General features: G+C 33.4%; 16 protein-coding genes. All 16 read left to right on the top strand.

The window, feature by feature from the left end; translation table 11 throughout:
* The first annotated feature begins 145 nt into the window (after positions 1–145).
* The 16 genes from IW20_RS12460 to IW20_RS12385 all read left to right on the top strand — a co-directional run bounded on the left by IW20_RS12460 (position 146) and on the right by IW20_RS12385 (position 15,131).
* Positions 146–739, top strand: a complete 594-nt coding sequence (locus tag IW20_RS12460; protein ID WP_035622703.1) for a TetR/AcrR family transcriptional regulator — start codon at positions 146–148, stop codon at positions 737–739.
* A gap of 426 nt (positions 740–1,165) precedes the next feature.
* Entirely contained in the window at positions 1,166–2,308 is a 1,143-nt protein-coding gene (locus tag IW20_RS12455) for an efflux RND transporter periplasmic adaptor subunit (protein ID WP_035622858.1), read from the top strand.
* A 10-nt stretch (positions 2,309–2,318) separates the two neighbouring features.
* Positions 2,319–5,480, top strand: coding sequence for an efflux RND transporter permease subunit (locus tag IW20_RS12450; RefSeq protein WP_035622700.1), 3,162 nt, complete (start codon positions 2,319–2,321; stop codon positions 5,478–5,480).
* A 131-nt stretch (positions 5,481–5,611) separates the two neighbouring features.
* On the top strand, positions 5,612–7,030 hold the full coding sequence (locus IW20_RS12445) for a TolC family protein (RefSeq protein WP_035622857.1): 1,419 nt from the start codon (positions 5,612–5,614) through the stop codon (positions 7,028–7,030).
* A 347-nt stretch (positions 7,031–7,377) separates the two neighbouring features.
* Positions 7,378–7,812 (top strand): hypothetical protein, encoded by a 435-nt coding sequence (locus tag IW20_RS12440; RefSeq protein WP_131494830.1) that lies wholly within the window; start codon positions 7,378–7,380, stop codon positions 7,810–7,812.
* 315 nt (positions 7,813–8,127) lie between these two features.
* Positions 8,128–8,514, top strand: coding sequence for a hypothetical protein (locus tag IW20_RS25350; protein WP_051885725.1), 387 nt, complete (start codon positions 8,128–8,130; stop codon positions 8,512–8,514).
* Between the two features lie 489 nt (positions 8,515–9,003).
* On the top strand, positions 9,004–9,609 hold the full coding sequence (locus IW20_RS12430) for a Crp/Fnr family transcriptional regulator (RefSeq protein ID WP_035622697.1): 606 nt from the start codon (positions 9,004–9,006) through the stop codon (positions 9,607–9,609).
* A gap of 74 nt (positions 9,610–9,683) precedes the next feature.
* Complete coding sequence (locus IW20_RS12425; protein WP_035622695.1) at positions 9,684–10,418, top strand: GNAT family N-acetyltransferase; 735 nt, start codon at positions 9,684–9,686, stop codon at positions 10,416–10,418.
* 435 nt (positions 10,419–10,853) lie between these two features.
* Positions 10,854–11,231, top strand: a complete 378-nt coding sequence (locus IW20_RS12420; protein WP_035622693.1) for a DoxX family protein — start codon at positions 10,854–10,856, stop codon at positions 11,229–11,231.
* Positions 11,232–11,462: 231 nt separating this feature from the next.
* Positions 11,463–11,672 carry a hypothetical protein gene (locus IW20_RS12415; RefSeq protein WP_035622690.1) on the top strand — a complete coding sequence of 70 codons (210 nt, stop codon included), beginning with the start codon at positions 11,463–11,465 and terminating at the stop codon, positions 11,670–11,672.
* Between the two features lie 93 nt (positions 11,673–11,765).
* Entirely contained in the window at positions 11,766–12,152 is a 387-nt protein-coding gene (locus tag IW20_RS12410) for a VOC family protein (RefSeq protein ID WP_035622687.1), read from the top strand.
* 25 nt (positions 12,153–12,177) lie between these two features.
* Complete coding sequence (locus tag IW20_RS12405; protein ID WP_035622684.1) at positions 12,178–12,687, top strand: DinB family protein; 510 nt, start codon at positions 12,178–12,180, stop codon at positions 12,685–12,687.
* A 44-nt stretch (positions 12,688–12,731) separates the two neighbouring features.
* A complete protein-coding gene (locus IW20_RS12400) occupies positions 12,732–13,205 on the top strand; it encodes a hypothetical protein (protein ID WP_035622682.1) in 474 nt (157 codons plus the stop codon).
* A 67-nt stretch (positions 13,206–13,272) separates the two neighbouring features.
* Complete coding sequence (locus tag IW20_RS12395; protein ID WP_035622678.1) at positions 13,273–13,968, top strand: alpha/beta hydrolase; 696 nt, start codon at positions 13,273–13,275, stop codon at positions 13,966–13,968.
* A 143-nt stretch (positions 13,969–14,111) separates the two neighbouring features.
* The gene (locus IW20_RS12390; protein ID WP_035622675.1) at positions 14,112–14,567 is read left to right on the top strand and encodes an SRPBCC domain-containing protein; all 456 of its coding nucleotides are present in this window, start codon (positions 14,112–14,114) and stop codon (positions 14,565–14,567) included.
* A complete protein-coding gene (locus IW20_RS12385; RefSeq protein WP_035622672.1) occupies positions 14,568–15,131 on the top strand; it encodes a YdeI/OmpD-associated family protein in 564 nt (187 codons plus the stop codon).
* Positions 15,132–15,163: the final 32 nt, after the last annotated feature.

The following is a 15,163-nucleotide window of genomic DNA, read 5'->3' as shown; positions in this document are numbered from 1 at the left end:
TTCCCTCATATTTCCTCACTAAAAACAACAACTTTAAAAATTACTTATCATACGATAAAAAAAAACTATGAAAGATTTATTTTGTAATCTCAAAAATAGCCATACATTTGCCTAACGGTGTTAAACAATTTAATACTTTATAAAAATGGCAAGCAAAGATCGAATTTTAAGACAAAAAGAAGAGACCAGAAAGAACATTCTGGATGCTGCCTGTACTATTGTAAAAGATGAAGGTTGGCAAGGTCTTAGTATGCGAAAAATCGCTGATAAGATTGAATATACTGCCCCAATCATTTATGAATACTTTTCTAACAAAGAAGCAATATTACAAGAACTAACAGGTAGAGGTTTTGTAAAGTTAACTATTGAACTAGAAAAAGCTAGAAACAAATACGATAATCCTGAAGAACAGCTTGAAGCAATGTGGATGGCATATTGGGATTTTGCATTTACCGATACCGAAATGTATCAGTTAATGTTTGGAGTGCAGATGACTTGTTGTAACGAACGATGTTCGGCTTCTGAAGCACCTTACAAATTATTTGTTGCTGTTATTGCCGAAATAATGAAAGATAGCAAACCAACTGAAGAAGTAATAAAACAAAAATATTTTACTTTCTTTTCTGTTATTCACGGATTAATTTCAATCAATATCATTAACAAAAGTGAAGTTTTAGAAACAATCAATACACAAATCTTAAAAGATGCTATTGGTGGAATCATAAAATCCATACGTTAAAAAAAAATTTAATGCTCACTTAACGCTGATAAATAATTTAATGTAGTAATTTTGAACCAAATTTAATTACTCCATTATTATTCTAAGCCGAATCAAAGAAAAACCAATAAAGTTTTTTTTAACATTCTACTTAACAACGTTAGAAAATTTAATACAGTAATTAATACCACAATCTTCAATTAATAGTCGCTCATAAAAGAGACGAAGGATAAATTGATTTTTTTTGCCACTTCACTTAACAGTGATAAATAATTTAATACCAATTATAGTATCATATAACTGGGAGGAATAATTATATGGATTTTTACAACTTATTACTTAACAACGTTAGAAAATTTAATACTATTAAAAGTGAATCAAAATAATACAAACCCCAATCAGAATACAAATAACTCAAATGTCCAACAAATTAAAATTAAAACTAAAATGAAAAAAGTAATCTTAACCAGTATCCTTCTTGCCTTAGTTGCAATAGGATGTGCAGATAAGGCTCAAGCACCTGCTCCTGCAGCCCCATTATTACCAGTGCTTGCAATTAAAAATACTGAAGCTACCACAGATTCTGAATATCCAGCATCAATACAAGGAACTATTGATGTAGAAATTCGCCCACAAGTAAGCGGTAACCTAGACCGAGTTTTTGTAGATGAGGGTGCTTATGTTTCTAAAGGACAATCATTATTTAAAATAAACGAACGCCCTTTCCGCGAGCAACTTAACAATGCGCTAGCAAACCTTCACGGTGCTGAAGCAGCATTAATAAACACTCAATTAGAAATTGACAAACTAACACCACTTGTACAAAACAAAGTTGTATCAGATTATCAATTAAAAACGGCAAAAGCTTCTCACAGAATTGCAGCTTCAAATATTGAGCAAGCAAAAGCAATGGTAGAGTCTGCCAGAATTAATTTAAGCTATACTACAATCACCGCACCTGTAAATGGTTACATCGGAAGATTACCTAAAAAACAAGGAAGTTTAGTTTCTGCAACAGATGTTGAGCCATTAACCAAACTTTCAGATGTACACCAAGTATATGCCTATTTCTCATTAGGAGAAACAGATTTCATCAACTTTAAATCTCAATATTCAGGAAATACAATTGGCGATAAGATAAAAAACTTACCTCCTGTTTCTTTAATACTTGCCGATGGAAATGCATACGCCCAATTAGGAAAAATCGATATGGTCGATGGACAATTTGATAAAAACACAGGAGCAATCACACTTAGAGCAACTTTCCCTAATGCAAACGGAACATTACGTTCAGGAAATACAGGAAAAATACGTTTAGGGATTCAGCATGACGATGCTATCCTGGTTCCGCAATCTGCTACTATCGAAATGCAGGATAAAGTTTTTGTTTATACACTAAACAAAGGAAACAAGGTAAACAAAATGCCAATCACGATTATTGGTAAAACCGGAACAGATTATCTTATTAAAGATGGTGTGAAATCTGGTGATCAAATCGTATTGAGTGGTATCGACAAACTTCAGGAAGGACAAGTGATTCAGCCAGAAAAATCGGTTGCTAAAGTTGCCCAAGTAATTAACAAAAAATAATTAAACGAAAATGTTCAAAATATTCATACAAAGACCTGTACTGGCAACTGTTATCTCCATTTTGTTGGTGATATTGGGTGTACTTGGACTTACAAAATTACCCCTACAACAGTTTCCTGATATTGCGCCACCATCGGTTTTGGTAACGGCAGTATATCCAGGAGCGAGCGCAGAAACCGTTTTGCGTTCCGTAGCGCCATCACTAGAAGAGTCTATAAATGGTGTCGAGAACATGACTTACATGAGCTCAACAGCCAGTAATGACGGTACTCTAGCCATTACAGTTTTCTTTAAGTTGGGTACAGATGCAGATCAAGCAGCCGTAAACGTTCAGAATAGAGTTGCACAAGCAACAAGTCAATTACCTACAGAAGTTGTTCAGCAAGGTGTAACCACTGCCAAACAACAAAATAGTTTTATCATGGGTATTGGTTTATATACCGAAGACGAAGCTAAATATGACCAAACATTTGTTGCCAATTACGCCCAAATTAATATTATCCCAGAAATAAAACGTATTCCAGGAGTCGGATCTGCAAGTATATTTGGTGGCGTAAGAGATTATTCTATGCGTGTTTGGTTAAACCCAACACAAATGTCTACTTACCAAGTTACCCCAAATGAGGTAATGAAAGCCATACAAGACAAAAGTTTAGAGGCAGCGCCAGGTAAATTTGGAGAGCGAAGTAAAGAAGTTTTCGAATACGTAATTAAATACAAAGGAAAACTTACCAAGCCCGAAGAATATGAAAATATTGCTATACGTGCAAACGCAGATGGATCAATACTACGTTTAAAAGATGTAGCAAGAGTAGAACTTGGAGCTTACTCCTACAACAGTTTAACTCGTTTAAATGGTAAAAAAGGAGTTGTAATTGGAATCATTCAGTTAGCAGGTTCAAACTCTAATGACATTCAGGTAGCCATTAATAAACTGATGGAGAAATCGGCTAAAAATTTCCCAGCCGGAATAAAACAAAATGTTTTTTATAGCACAAAAGTTTCGTTAGATCAATCTATCGATCAGGTAAAACACACATTGATAGAGGCATTTATACTAGTATTTATTGTAGTATTTATCTTCTTGCAAGATTTTAGATCAACATTAATTCCAGCAATTGCAGTTCCTGTGGCAATTTTAGGTACGTTCTTTTTCATGCAGCTATTTGGCTTTTCGATAAACTTATTAACCCTATTTGCTTTAATCTTAGCCATTGGTATTGTTGTCGATGATGCGATCGTCGTCGTCGAGGCGGTGCATGCCAAAATGGAACACAAACATTTATCACCAAAAGTGGCAACAAACGAGGCGATGCACGAAATCACTGGAGCAATTATCTCTATTACATTAGTAATGGCAGCTGTTTTCTTGCCTGTAGGTTTTATGGAGGGTTCAACAGGAGTTTTCTATCGTCAGTTTGCCTTTACAATGGCAATTGCAATTGTAATCTCGGCAGTAAATGCATTAACATTAAGCCCTGCCCTAGCAGCCTTATTCCTAAAAGATAACCATGCAGGACAAGGAGATAATCCAGAAGCTAAAAAAGGATTCAAAGAAAAATTCTTTACAGGATTCAACAAAAGTTTTAATTCCCTAACAAACCGTTACGTAGGTAGTTTAAGATTCTTAATACGCAACAAATGGGTTAGTTTAGGAGGATTGGCAGTAATAACAGCAGCAACAATATTAATGGTAAAAACTACTCCTGCAGGATTTATCCCAACAGAAGATCAAGGTTTTATTGCCATTGCGGTAAACACACCATCAGGAACATCATTAGATGGAACTCAGAAAGTAATGACCGAAGCCGAAAATACGTTAAGAGGATTAGACGCATCACGATTTGTAACAGCAATTTCAGGTTTTAACTTGTTAACGAACTCAACAAGTCCATCATCGGCAGTTATATTTGTATTGCTTAAACCAAATGAAGAACGTGGAGCAATTAAGAATATTGACCAAATTATGGCCGATGTACAAGGAAAATTAGGTGCCATTTCAGCAGGTAGTTTCTTTGTATTTAGTTTCCCAACCGTTCCTGGTTTCAGTAACGTAGAAGCATTGGATATGATGTTGCAAGACAAAACAGGTGGTAAACTAGATAAATTTAGCGGAATTTCACAAACCTTTATTGGCGAGTTAATGAAACGTCCAGAAATTGCAGTAGCCTTTACAACCTTCAAAGCCGATTATCCACAATTACAATTGGATATTAATGATGAAAAAGCAGACCAATTGGGCGTAAACGTAAAAGACATTTTACAAACCATGCAAGCCTATTTTGGTAGCGCACAAGCATCCGATTTTAACCGATTTGGTAAATATTACAGAGTTGTAGTACAAGCAGATATTGCCGACAGAGCCGAACCATCATCTATAAATAACGTATTTGTAAAAAACAAAAATGGCGGAATGGTTCCTATAAATACCTTAGTAAAACTAACCCGTATTTATGGTTCCGAAACAGCATCGAGATATAATTTATTCAACTCGATTTCGATAAATGCAATCCCAAAACCAGGATTTAGTTCCGGAGATGCGATTAAAGCAATCGAAGAAGTTGCTGCCCAACAATTGCCAGCAGGATATAGTTATGAATTCTCAGGACAAACGCGTGAGGAAATTTCTTCAGGAGGACAATCCACAACGATATTCCTATTATGTCTAGTGTTCATTTACTTCCTACTTGCTGCACAGTATGAGAGCTACATCTTGCCATTGGCAGTAATACTATCAATACCAGTAGGGATCTTTGGAGTATTTGTAGCAATCGGATTAACAGGAATCGAAAACAATATTTACGTACAAGTTGCCCTAGTCATGCTTATAGGATTACTGGCCAAAAATGCGATTCTTATTGTTGAGTTTGCCTCACAGCGACGAAAATCAGGGAAATCATTAGTAGCAGCATCGATAGAAGCAGCAAAACTAAGACTACGACCAATCATCATGACATCACTAGCATTTGTTGTAGGGTTAATCCCGATGATGAGCGCCACAGGACCATCTGCCAAAGGTAACCACTCGATTAGTATAGGTGCAGCCGGCGGAATGATTTCGGGAGTAATCCTAGGGGTATTAATCATCCCAGTTTTATTTATCGTATTCCAACATTTACAAGAAAAGGTTTCTGGAAAATCATTAGCCGTAATTCATAACGAAGAAAAATAAAAAATGGAAAATTATATAACATCAGTTCTGATAACAATATTTGTTGTCTTCGCATTAATATCCTGGAAAGTTTCAAAAGTACTTGAAGCGCCAGAAGATAAATGTCAAAAAAATTAATGATACCATATAAAATGAAAAATTATATAACCAAAACAGTTGTGGCGGTCCTTTTAATCACAACATTCATATCCTGTAAAGTCTCGAAGGATATCGAAGTTCCAAAAGATGCATTTCCTGATACTTTCAGGAATGCATCCGCTTCAAGCGATACAACAAGTATTGCCAATTTGGAATGGAAAAGTTTCTTTACAGAGAAAGACATCGTAAAACTGATAGACAGTGCCATTACAAAAAATAATGATTTGCAAATCGCAACCAAAAATATTGAAATAGCACAATATCAATTAACGCAGGCAAAATGGGGAAATATTCCAGAGCTAAACCTGCTTGTAAATGCAAGTACCAACCGTCCGTCCGAAAATAGTTTTATGGGGCATAACCTAAGTCAGGCCTTACAAACCAACCATATCGAAGATTATTCGGCAGGAATCGGACTATCATGGGAAGCAGATATTTGGGGTAAAATCCGTAGTCAGAAAAAAAGCGCCTATGCAGGATATCTTCAGTCCGAAGAAGTAAAAAAAGCATTGCAAACAACAATAGTTTCTAATGTTTCCAAAGGATATTACAACCTATTAATGCTAGATTCACAATTAGAAATTGCCAAAAAGAACCTGAAATTAAATGACAGCACAACCTTCATCATCAAGTTAAAATACGATGCAGGACAAGTAACCTCATTAGCCATTCAGCAATCAGAAGCACAAAAGCTAATTGCCGCACAATTAATTCCATTGTTAGAACAAAACATAGCAATACAAGAAAATGCATTAAGCGTATTAACAGGTACATTCCCAAGCTCTAAAGAAAGAACAATCACGCTAAATTCAATTGCGCTAAAAGAAAACTTAACAGCAGGAATACCGTCGGCATTAGTAAGACAAAGACCCGATGTAAAAAGTGCTGAACTAGCATTGGTAAAAGCAAATGCAAGCGTAGGAATTACAAAAGCAAACCTATATCCATCGCTTAAAATTACAGCCAACGGGGGGTTAAATTCATTCGAAACAAGCAATTGGTTCAACATACCAGCTTCATTATTCGGAACAGCCATAGGCGGATTAACACAACCATTACTAAACAGCAAAAAGATAAGAACACAATATAATATTGCCAAAGCCGAAAGAGAAAAAGCAGTATTAAACTTCCGCCAATCGGTACTCGTTGCCGTAAGCGAAGTATCAGACGCATTAGTAAAAATAGAAAAATTAGAAAGACAACAATTCTTTCTTAAAGAACGCGTAAAAACGTTACAACAAGCGATAACCAACTCGACTATGTTGTTTAAAAACGGAATGGCAGACTATCTCGAAGTAATTACAGCACAAGCTAATATATTACAAAGCGAGTTAGAACTAGCCAACATCAAACGCGAACAATTAACTGCCAATACCGAATTATATCGCGCACTTGGCGGAGGATGGAAATAATAAGGTTTTATTATTAATTTGAGGCGGAAACGCTGTAAGACTTAGGTTTTGCAGCGTTTTTTTATTATCCAAAATTTAAGCAGAATAAGGAGCTATTTCCTGCTGTACACTATATCTTTTCCTGGCTAAAGAAGCCAGAAAAAGGATGCCGTTTCCATCAGGGCTAGAGCACTCGTTTTCATAAAAAATATTATGCTTATATGGTACGCAGATGACACGGATTCGCTATCGCGAAAACGCAGATTAATGCGGATTTTTCACATACATTTATCTGATATTTTTATCCGTATTTTTGTCGACCCGTGAAACGAAGAATTCAATTTCACATTAACAACAATACATAAAAATTGGACCAGATACAAAGTCAGGGAACTTCACACAGCATGGAACTGGTAAATGGTATAATAAATAAAAACATGAAAAAAGCAATAACTCTTTTTGTATTAGTATTAATAGCTTTTATATTTGGATTTAATATTTACAATTCGAAAAAAGAACTTTATCAGAAACATCTCGAATTTTATAATAAAAATTTTACTGCAGAAGTAGAAAAGATTTATGAAGGGAGGGGGACAAAAATATATTACAGTCCAAATATTTTTTTTTATAATAATTATTGTGAAGATGAATATAAACTTAAAGAAACAATTAAAGTTGGAGATATTATTGTAAAAAAGGCAGAAATACTTGAAGTTTATAGAAAAGATAAATCCAATAAGATTATTACCTGTAAAGTCATAAATCCTGGAAAGTCATATTTTCAATATTTTTCAGATTTATAATTATTAAGATAATTAAATACAAATAGTTATTTATGACAAATTGCGCGAATGTTTACAAATCCCATCTCTTCTAAGAATTTCTTTGCTATGCATTCTAAAGAGATCAAAATGACTTTGAATATGTAAACCTTTGTCAAAGTTTTTTTAACTTTGACAAAGGTCAACCTGCTGTACACTATATCTTTTCCTGGCTAAAGAAGCCAGAAAAAGGATGCCGTTCCCATCAGGGCTAAAAAGCAAAATTCAAAAGAAATGAAAGCTACTAAATCAGATAATAAAATATATTTTTGTAGTTATTAATAAACAATAACCAATATGAAACTCATCTACAACTTGCTTTTTTGCTTAATTTTTATAAACTGTATTTCCCAAAATAAAAAGATTTCTAATTGCGGAACCGAAGATTTAGCAATACAAACAATTTCGAAATTAAAAGAAGTTCAATTACAACAAAAATATATAGATTCCATTTCAAACCACACAAAAGGAGTCTCCTATATGACTGATGAAAAGATCATTAAAAACAAAGCTTTTTTTGAAGTAGCCACAGGCTATAATGGTGAATTGCGTTGGGAAACCTATTATATTTTTTATGTAAATAAAAAAAACTGCGATGATATCTATGTAAATGAAGTCGTTTCTGGTGATATTATTTCAATCGCACAATGGAGAAAACTGGAAGCAAAAAAAGCGAAATACTAATTGACTGTTCAAAGTCTCCTTACTTCACACAGCATGAAACCTTTGTCAAAGTTAAAAAAACTTTGACAAAGGTCGCGCAAGATTGAGACAAACAAAATATTTCTATCCCGATTCATAACACTCTACTCATTAGCAGTACGAAGTCTCCTGACTTCGTACTGCTAATGATAGCTTACTCGAATTGCAATCTCATTTTTGAATTGCCTCCAGCTTTAGCTGGAGGGATACAGGGTAATATAGAGTGGCTTTAGCCAAAACAATAGTTATTTTGGCTAAAGCCCTTTATAATATCAATTCTTTAAACTCCAGCTAAAGCTGGAGGCAATTCAAAACTTCAGTAACCGGTGTGCATTCTAATTATACAATTATCAAAAACAAAAAATCCGTATAAATCCGCGCTTTCGCGATAGCGAATCAGTTTCATCCGCGTACCATTTACACACAAGCCATTTTATTTCCTTATTTTTGATAAGTCGAAAAAATTACAAAATGACAATCAATAAAAATAAATACCTCAACGAACTAAAATTAAAATTCCAAAGCTATGCACCGATTACAGGAGCATCTTGGGAATTAATAGAAAACATCGTTGAATTCCAACTCTTAAAAAAAGGAGAAATCCTTTTAAGAAACGGACAGATTGCCAGAGAAATCCATTTTATATGCAAAGGAGCATTAAGAGCTTATATCACCGATAAAGAAGGAAACATTTATAATAAGAATATATTCCTTGAAGGTTATTTTGCAGGTTCAAAAGTTTCGTTATTACAACAAACACCTTCAAGTTTTACCATCGAAGCATTAGAAGATTGTATTCTCATCGCTATAAACTACAAGAAATACAGAGAACTAATTAACCAAAATGATGATTTAAAAAACTACTATATCGCTTATCTCGAAAAAAATTGGGTAATCGAAAAAGAACAAAGAGAAATAGCATTGGTAATGCAAAATGCAACCGAAAGATACCTTGATCTTTTAGCCAAACATCCAGATATTTCGCATCGAATTCCCCTACTCCATATAGCATCACACTTAGGAATTACACCAACGCAATTAAGCCGAATACGGAAAAGTTTAGATAAAAATAGCTAAATCAACATATGTAAAGATTCAAGTAAAACGCTAGACTTATCTTTGTTTAATATTCCGCTATAAATAATATCGAAATGAAAAAGAACGCAAACTTAATCGCAGACAATATTAGTAATCTTACCCGTTTATGGAAAACAGTAGGAACACCTTTTCAATCGAACCATAAAAAAGATACTTACGAATATTGCAAAATAGAAAATTTAGGTTGGCCAAACAAATTGTGGTTTAATCAAGACCTGACATTAGATAGTGCCGAAAAAGCAATTGAAACGCTAAAAGCCAATCCAAATTTGGTGATTCCGTATTGGAATATCTACGGAACAAATTCTAATGAAATACTAGAAACCAAAGGTTTGGTCAAAAAAACCGAACAAGTCGCAATGTCTTTAAAACTAGACAAACCATTTGAGCTACAAAATATCCTAGAATTTAAACGTATTTGGAAAGCCGAAGAAGCAAAAATCTGGTCTGATTTATATCCTAATGCATTTGGTTATGTAATTAGTAAAGAGATTCTAATACATAATTATAACGAAGTACAATTTCATTTGGTTAGTTACCGAAACCAACCAATAGGAACTTTTATGCTATTCCAAACCGAAGACAACGTCGGAATTCATGGCGTAGGCGTAATCCCCGAAATGAGAAGAAAAGGATTTGCCGAAGAAATCATGAAATATGCACTCAATATTGCTATAGATTTAAAAGCCGAATATGCATTACTACAAGCTTCTGTAATGGGAAAAGGGATCTACACTAAACTTGGCTTTGAAGACTTGTTTATTATAAAAAATTACATTTTAGTTTAACCGCAAGGGTCGCAAAGATTTACGCAAAGTTCACAAAGTTTAAGAGCTATAAGAAATGGCACGCTGATAACGCGGATTTAAACGAATTCTTTTATCTTTTTTACCCTCATTTACTCTCATTTTCGTCACCCTGACGCAGGAAGGGTCTCCGCTAGTAGCTCGATAAAGATTAGGGAGTTTCTGGTGAAGATGCTGCTGTTCCTCAGAAAGACAATATTATGAATATTAGCTTGTCTAAACTTTATGAACTTTGCGCAAATCTTTGTGTCCTTTGCGGTTAATTTTCTTAATCTCTTAATGGTAAAAAACCTTAATAGCATAAAAAAAACGATTGTCGCATACGCCCCTAAAATAGTCGCAAATACGTATTTAATAACAAAAAGAACAGCTGTAAGTTTGTATAAGTAATTAATAACCACTTAAAAAACTAACAAAATGAAATCAACTAAAATTATTTTCTGGGTCACAACTATTATCATTTTTTTATTTGAAGGAGTTATGCCAGCCCTAACTTCACAAACCGAACTAGCCAAAGAAGGAATCAGACATTTAGGATATCCTGAGTATTTCGGGAATGCATTGGTAGTGTTTAAAATCTGTGGCGTACTGCTATTAATAATCCCAACAATTCCTAATCGTTTTAAAGAATGGGCTTATGCAGGTTTCGCATTCGACTTTATATTTGCATCGATAAGTCATTATGCTGTCGACGGAATTGGCTTTCAAGTATTCTTCCCATTAATCTTTTTGGTAATTTTGATACTCTCATACACAAGCTATCACAAATTATTGAGTTACAAAGCATCTCATTAAATGCATAAATCTATTTGTCTATAAAGGAACGCGGATGATACGGATTTTTAAAAATAATAAATGGAAAATCCGTTTAATCTGTGTTTTCGCGATAGCGAATCTGTTTAATCCGCGTTCCTTTCGCAAAGAATTAGATAGAATTAGATAGAATTAAAACCAGACTAATATTTTAATATAAAGTCCAAAAATAAACTAACAATCAATACGTTATAGTTTAAAATCAGAAAACCTATGATAGAAGTTTTCAAAACAAATGTTCAAGAAGTGGAGCAATCTAAGATGATTGTTTCAAAACTTCTTGAGTATTTTCCTAATGGCAATATAAATTTTGATTTAGAAGATTGTGATAAAATTTTGCGTATTCATGATCAGAAAATTTCAAATGCAAAAATAATCGAACTACTCAATTCTTATGGATATCATTGTGAGGTACTTCCGTGAGACACAAATACCATAAATAACTGATTTTTAATATTTTAAAAACATTAAATATTGTAATTTTATTCTATTATTAAACTTTAAATTATAGAAAAAATGGAAATCCCAATAACACATCAAGCTGTAATGCCTTATTTAATGCTAAATGGAGCATTACAATTTATAGACTTTACAAAAAATGTTTTTGATGCACAATTAATAACAAGTATGCATAAATTATATGAAGATGGAGAAAAAGTAAGACACTCAGAGATTACAATTGGGGGAAGCACAATAATGTTTACTGATGCAACCAAAGATTGGAAACCACAAACAGCAAACTTATTTGTTTATGTAGACAATGCCGACGAAACCTATAAAAAAGCGCTAGATCAGGGTGCAATATCTTTAATGGAATTAAGCAATCAGGATTATGGCAGAACTTGTGGCGTAACCGACCCGTTTGGTAATATATGGTGGATAACATCTGTAAATAAGCAATAAACACAACCTTTAAATTAATCAAAAAATGAAAACAAGACTTCAAAAAAAAATCACTGAAACATTTGAACAGCTCTATAAAATAATTTCGTCACTTTCTGAAACGGAATTAAACACGGTTCCTTATGAAGGAAGCTGGACAGCAGGGCAAGTTGTACAACACCTTATACTGGCAAGTTCAGGTTATCCCGAAATGTGTAGTGGTCCAACTGAAAAAACAACTCGGGAACCAGATGAAAAAGTAAAAGATATTGCAGCTCTTTTTCTAAACTTTACTATAAAAATGCAATCTCCAGAATTCATAATTCCATTGGATAAAAAATATAATAAAAATTTGCTAACTTTATCTTTACAAAAAATTGAAGAAGAATTATTGCATGTATCCGGAACTTATGATTTAACTTTAACATGTCTCAATTCTGAGATTCCAACATTTGGGAAATTCACAATTTATGAATGGATTAATTTTTCTCTTATTCATATAGAAAGACATATAAAACAGTTAAATACAATTTATCAGGAGGTAACAAAAAAATAAATTTAATAAGTAATTACAAGCACTAAACATAAACAGTCATTTACATGAAATCAAAAGTTGGAACAGTTTTATTATCAGGTTTAGTTGCTGGCACATTAGATATTATTACCCCTATTCTTATTTATGCCGTTATTTTACAAAAAACTACTGCTCTTAAAATTCTACAATCTATTGCTAGTGGTGTATTTAAACAAGAAGCCTACTCGGGCGATCCAAAAATGGCATTCTACGGACTCCTATTTCATTTTATAATTGCTACCACCTTTGCTTTAATCTATTTTAAAGTTTACCCCTATATCTCGTTTTTAAAAAATAATGCCTTACTCTCTGGAGTAGTATATGGCATTTTTGTCTGGATTATAATGAACCTAATTGTTCTTCCTATAGTATTTCCTATTTTACCCGCCAAAAATTTAGACTTTCCGTTACTATTATCAATACTAATATTGATTTTTTGCATCGGGATTCCTATAGCGTTTATTACAAAGAAATACTACTCATACACAGCAAATCGATAAATGTAAAGCCTCAATGAAATAAAACTTATCCTTTAAAAACAAATAACATTAATTTAAAATTATTATCATGGCAACAAAAGATTTAAACATTGTATTAGTTCATGGTGCTTGGGGCGATGGCTCACATTGGCAACATATTATTCCAGCTTTGCATAAAGAAGGATATAAAGTGCGAAGTGTACAAAATCCATTAACATCACTAGATGATGATATTCAGAAAACAAAGGATTTAATCGATGCTCAGGATGGTAAAGTATTATTAGTAGGACATTCTTACGGAGGTTCTGTAATAAGCGGTGCAGGACATCATGATAAAGTAGTAGGTTTAGTTTATATTGCGGCATTTGCACCAGATAAAGGCGAAAGTTTAGGTGGTATATTCGGACGAAGAGAGCAACCATCAGGTGGAGCAAGTATTTACCCAGATAGTAAAGGTTTTTTATGGATTAAATATGACGAGTATCACAAAAGCTTCTGTCAGGATTTAAACGAAAAAGATACATTAACAATGGCTTTGGCACAAAAACCTATTCATGGTAGTTGCTTTGGAGCAGAATCTGGAGAACCTGCCTGGAAAACAAAACCAAGTTGGTATCAAGTATCTAATAACGATCATATGATTCCGCCAGCAACTCAAATAGAAATGGCTAACAGAATGAATCCTAAAAAAATAATTCATTTAGATGCAAGTCATGCTTCTTTGGCTTCACATCCAAAAGGAGTTTTAGAACTAATTCTGGAAGCTGCAAAAGCTGTTGAATAATCATATAACGGTTCTTTATTCTACTTAAAGTAAATAAGTAACCTGTTTAATTATTTGTATTAACACATAGTGACATAGTTTAATTTATGTTCCTATGTGTTTTTTTTTTTTTTACAGAAAGAACAAACTAAAACAAAATAATCATGGCAAACCAATTAACAGTTAACAATAGTATCGAAATAAATGCTCCAGCCAGTAAGGTTTGGGATGCATTGACAAATCCTGAAAAAACAAAAATTTATATGTTTGGTTGTGAAGCGTTGTCTAATTGGGAAATAGGAAGCGAACTTCTTTGGCAAGCCAATTATGAAGGTCAGGACTTAGTTTTTGTAAAAGGACATATTTTAAATATTGAACCGAATAAGAAACTTATTTATTCTACTTTTGATCCGAATTCTACTATTGCCGATATTCCAGAAAATTACCTGAATGTAACGTATGAATTAGCCGATAATAACGGAAAAACAATTCTGAATGTTTCTCAAGGCGATTACGCAACAGTTGCAGATGGACAAAGAAGATATTGTGAGGCTCTGAACAATGGAGAAGGATGGAATCCGATTTTGGTAGAAATAAAAAAACTCGTAGAAGAAAATTAAATGGTTCCAATATTTTTTGAAAATCAATCTGAATTTAGACAGTGGTTAATCCAAAATCATCAACTCAAAACCGAATTATTAGTTGGTTTTTATAAAGTAAATAGTAATAAACCTAGCATGACATGGTCACAATCTGTAGATGAAGCAATTTGTTTTGGCTGGATTGATGGCGTTCGCAGATCTGTTGATACCGATAGTTATTCTATACGTTTTACACCCCGAAAAACTACAAGTATTTGGAGTGCAATAAATATTAAGAAAGTCGAAGATTTAACTAAACAAGGATTAATGCAACCCGCAGGCATTGCCATTTTTAAATTACGCAAAGAAGATAAATCTAGAATTTATACGCACGAAATTGAAGAAGTTCATTTCTCCGAAGAGTTTGAGAAAATTTTTAAAGCCAATGAAAAAGCATGGAATTTCTTTCAATCCCTTGCTCCTTCTTATAAAAAAGTATCTAAAAACTGGGTTATGAGCGCGAAACAAGAAGCTACAAGAATAAAACGCCTAAACGAACTTATTGCTGATAGCGCCGAATCTAAAAATAAATGGAAATATTAATTGCTAAAAACAATTATCAAATTGTATAACAC

This window comes from Flavobacterium hydatis (assembly GCF_000737695.1).
GTDB classification, from domain to species: domain Bacteria; phylum Bacteroidota; class Bacteroidia; order Flavobacteriales; family Flavobacteriaceae; genus Flavobacterium; species Flavobacterium hydatis.
Note: the sequence above shows the minus strand (reverse complement) of the source record. Positions and strands in the feature narration are given on the sequence as shown.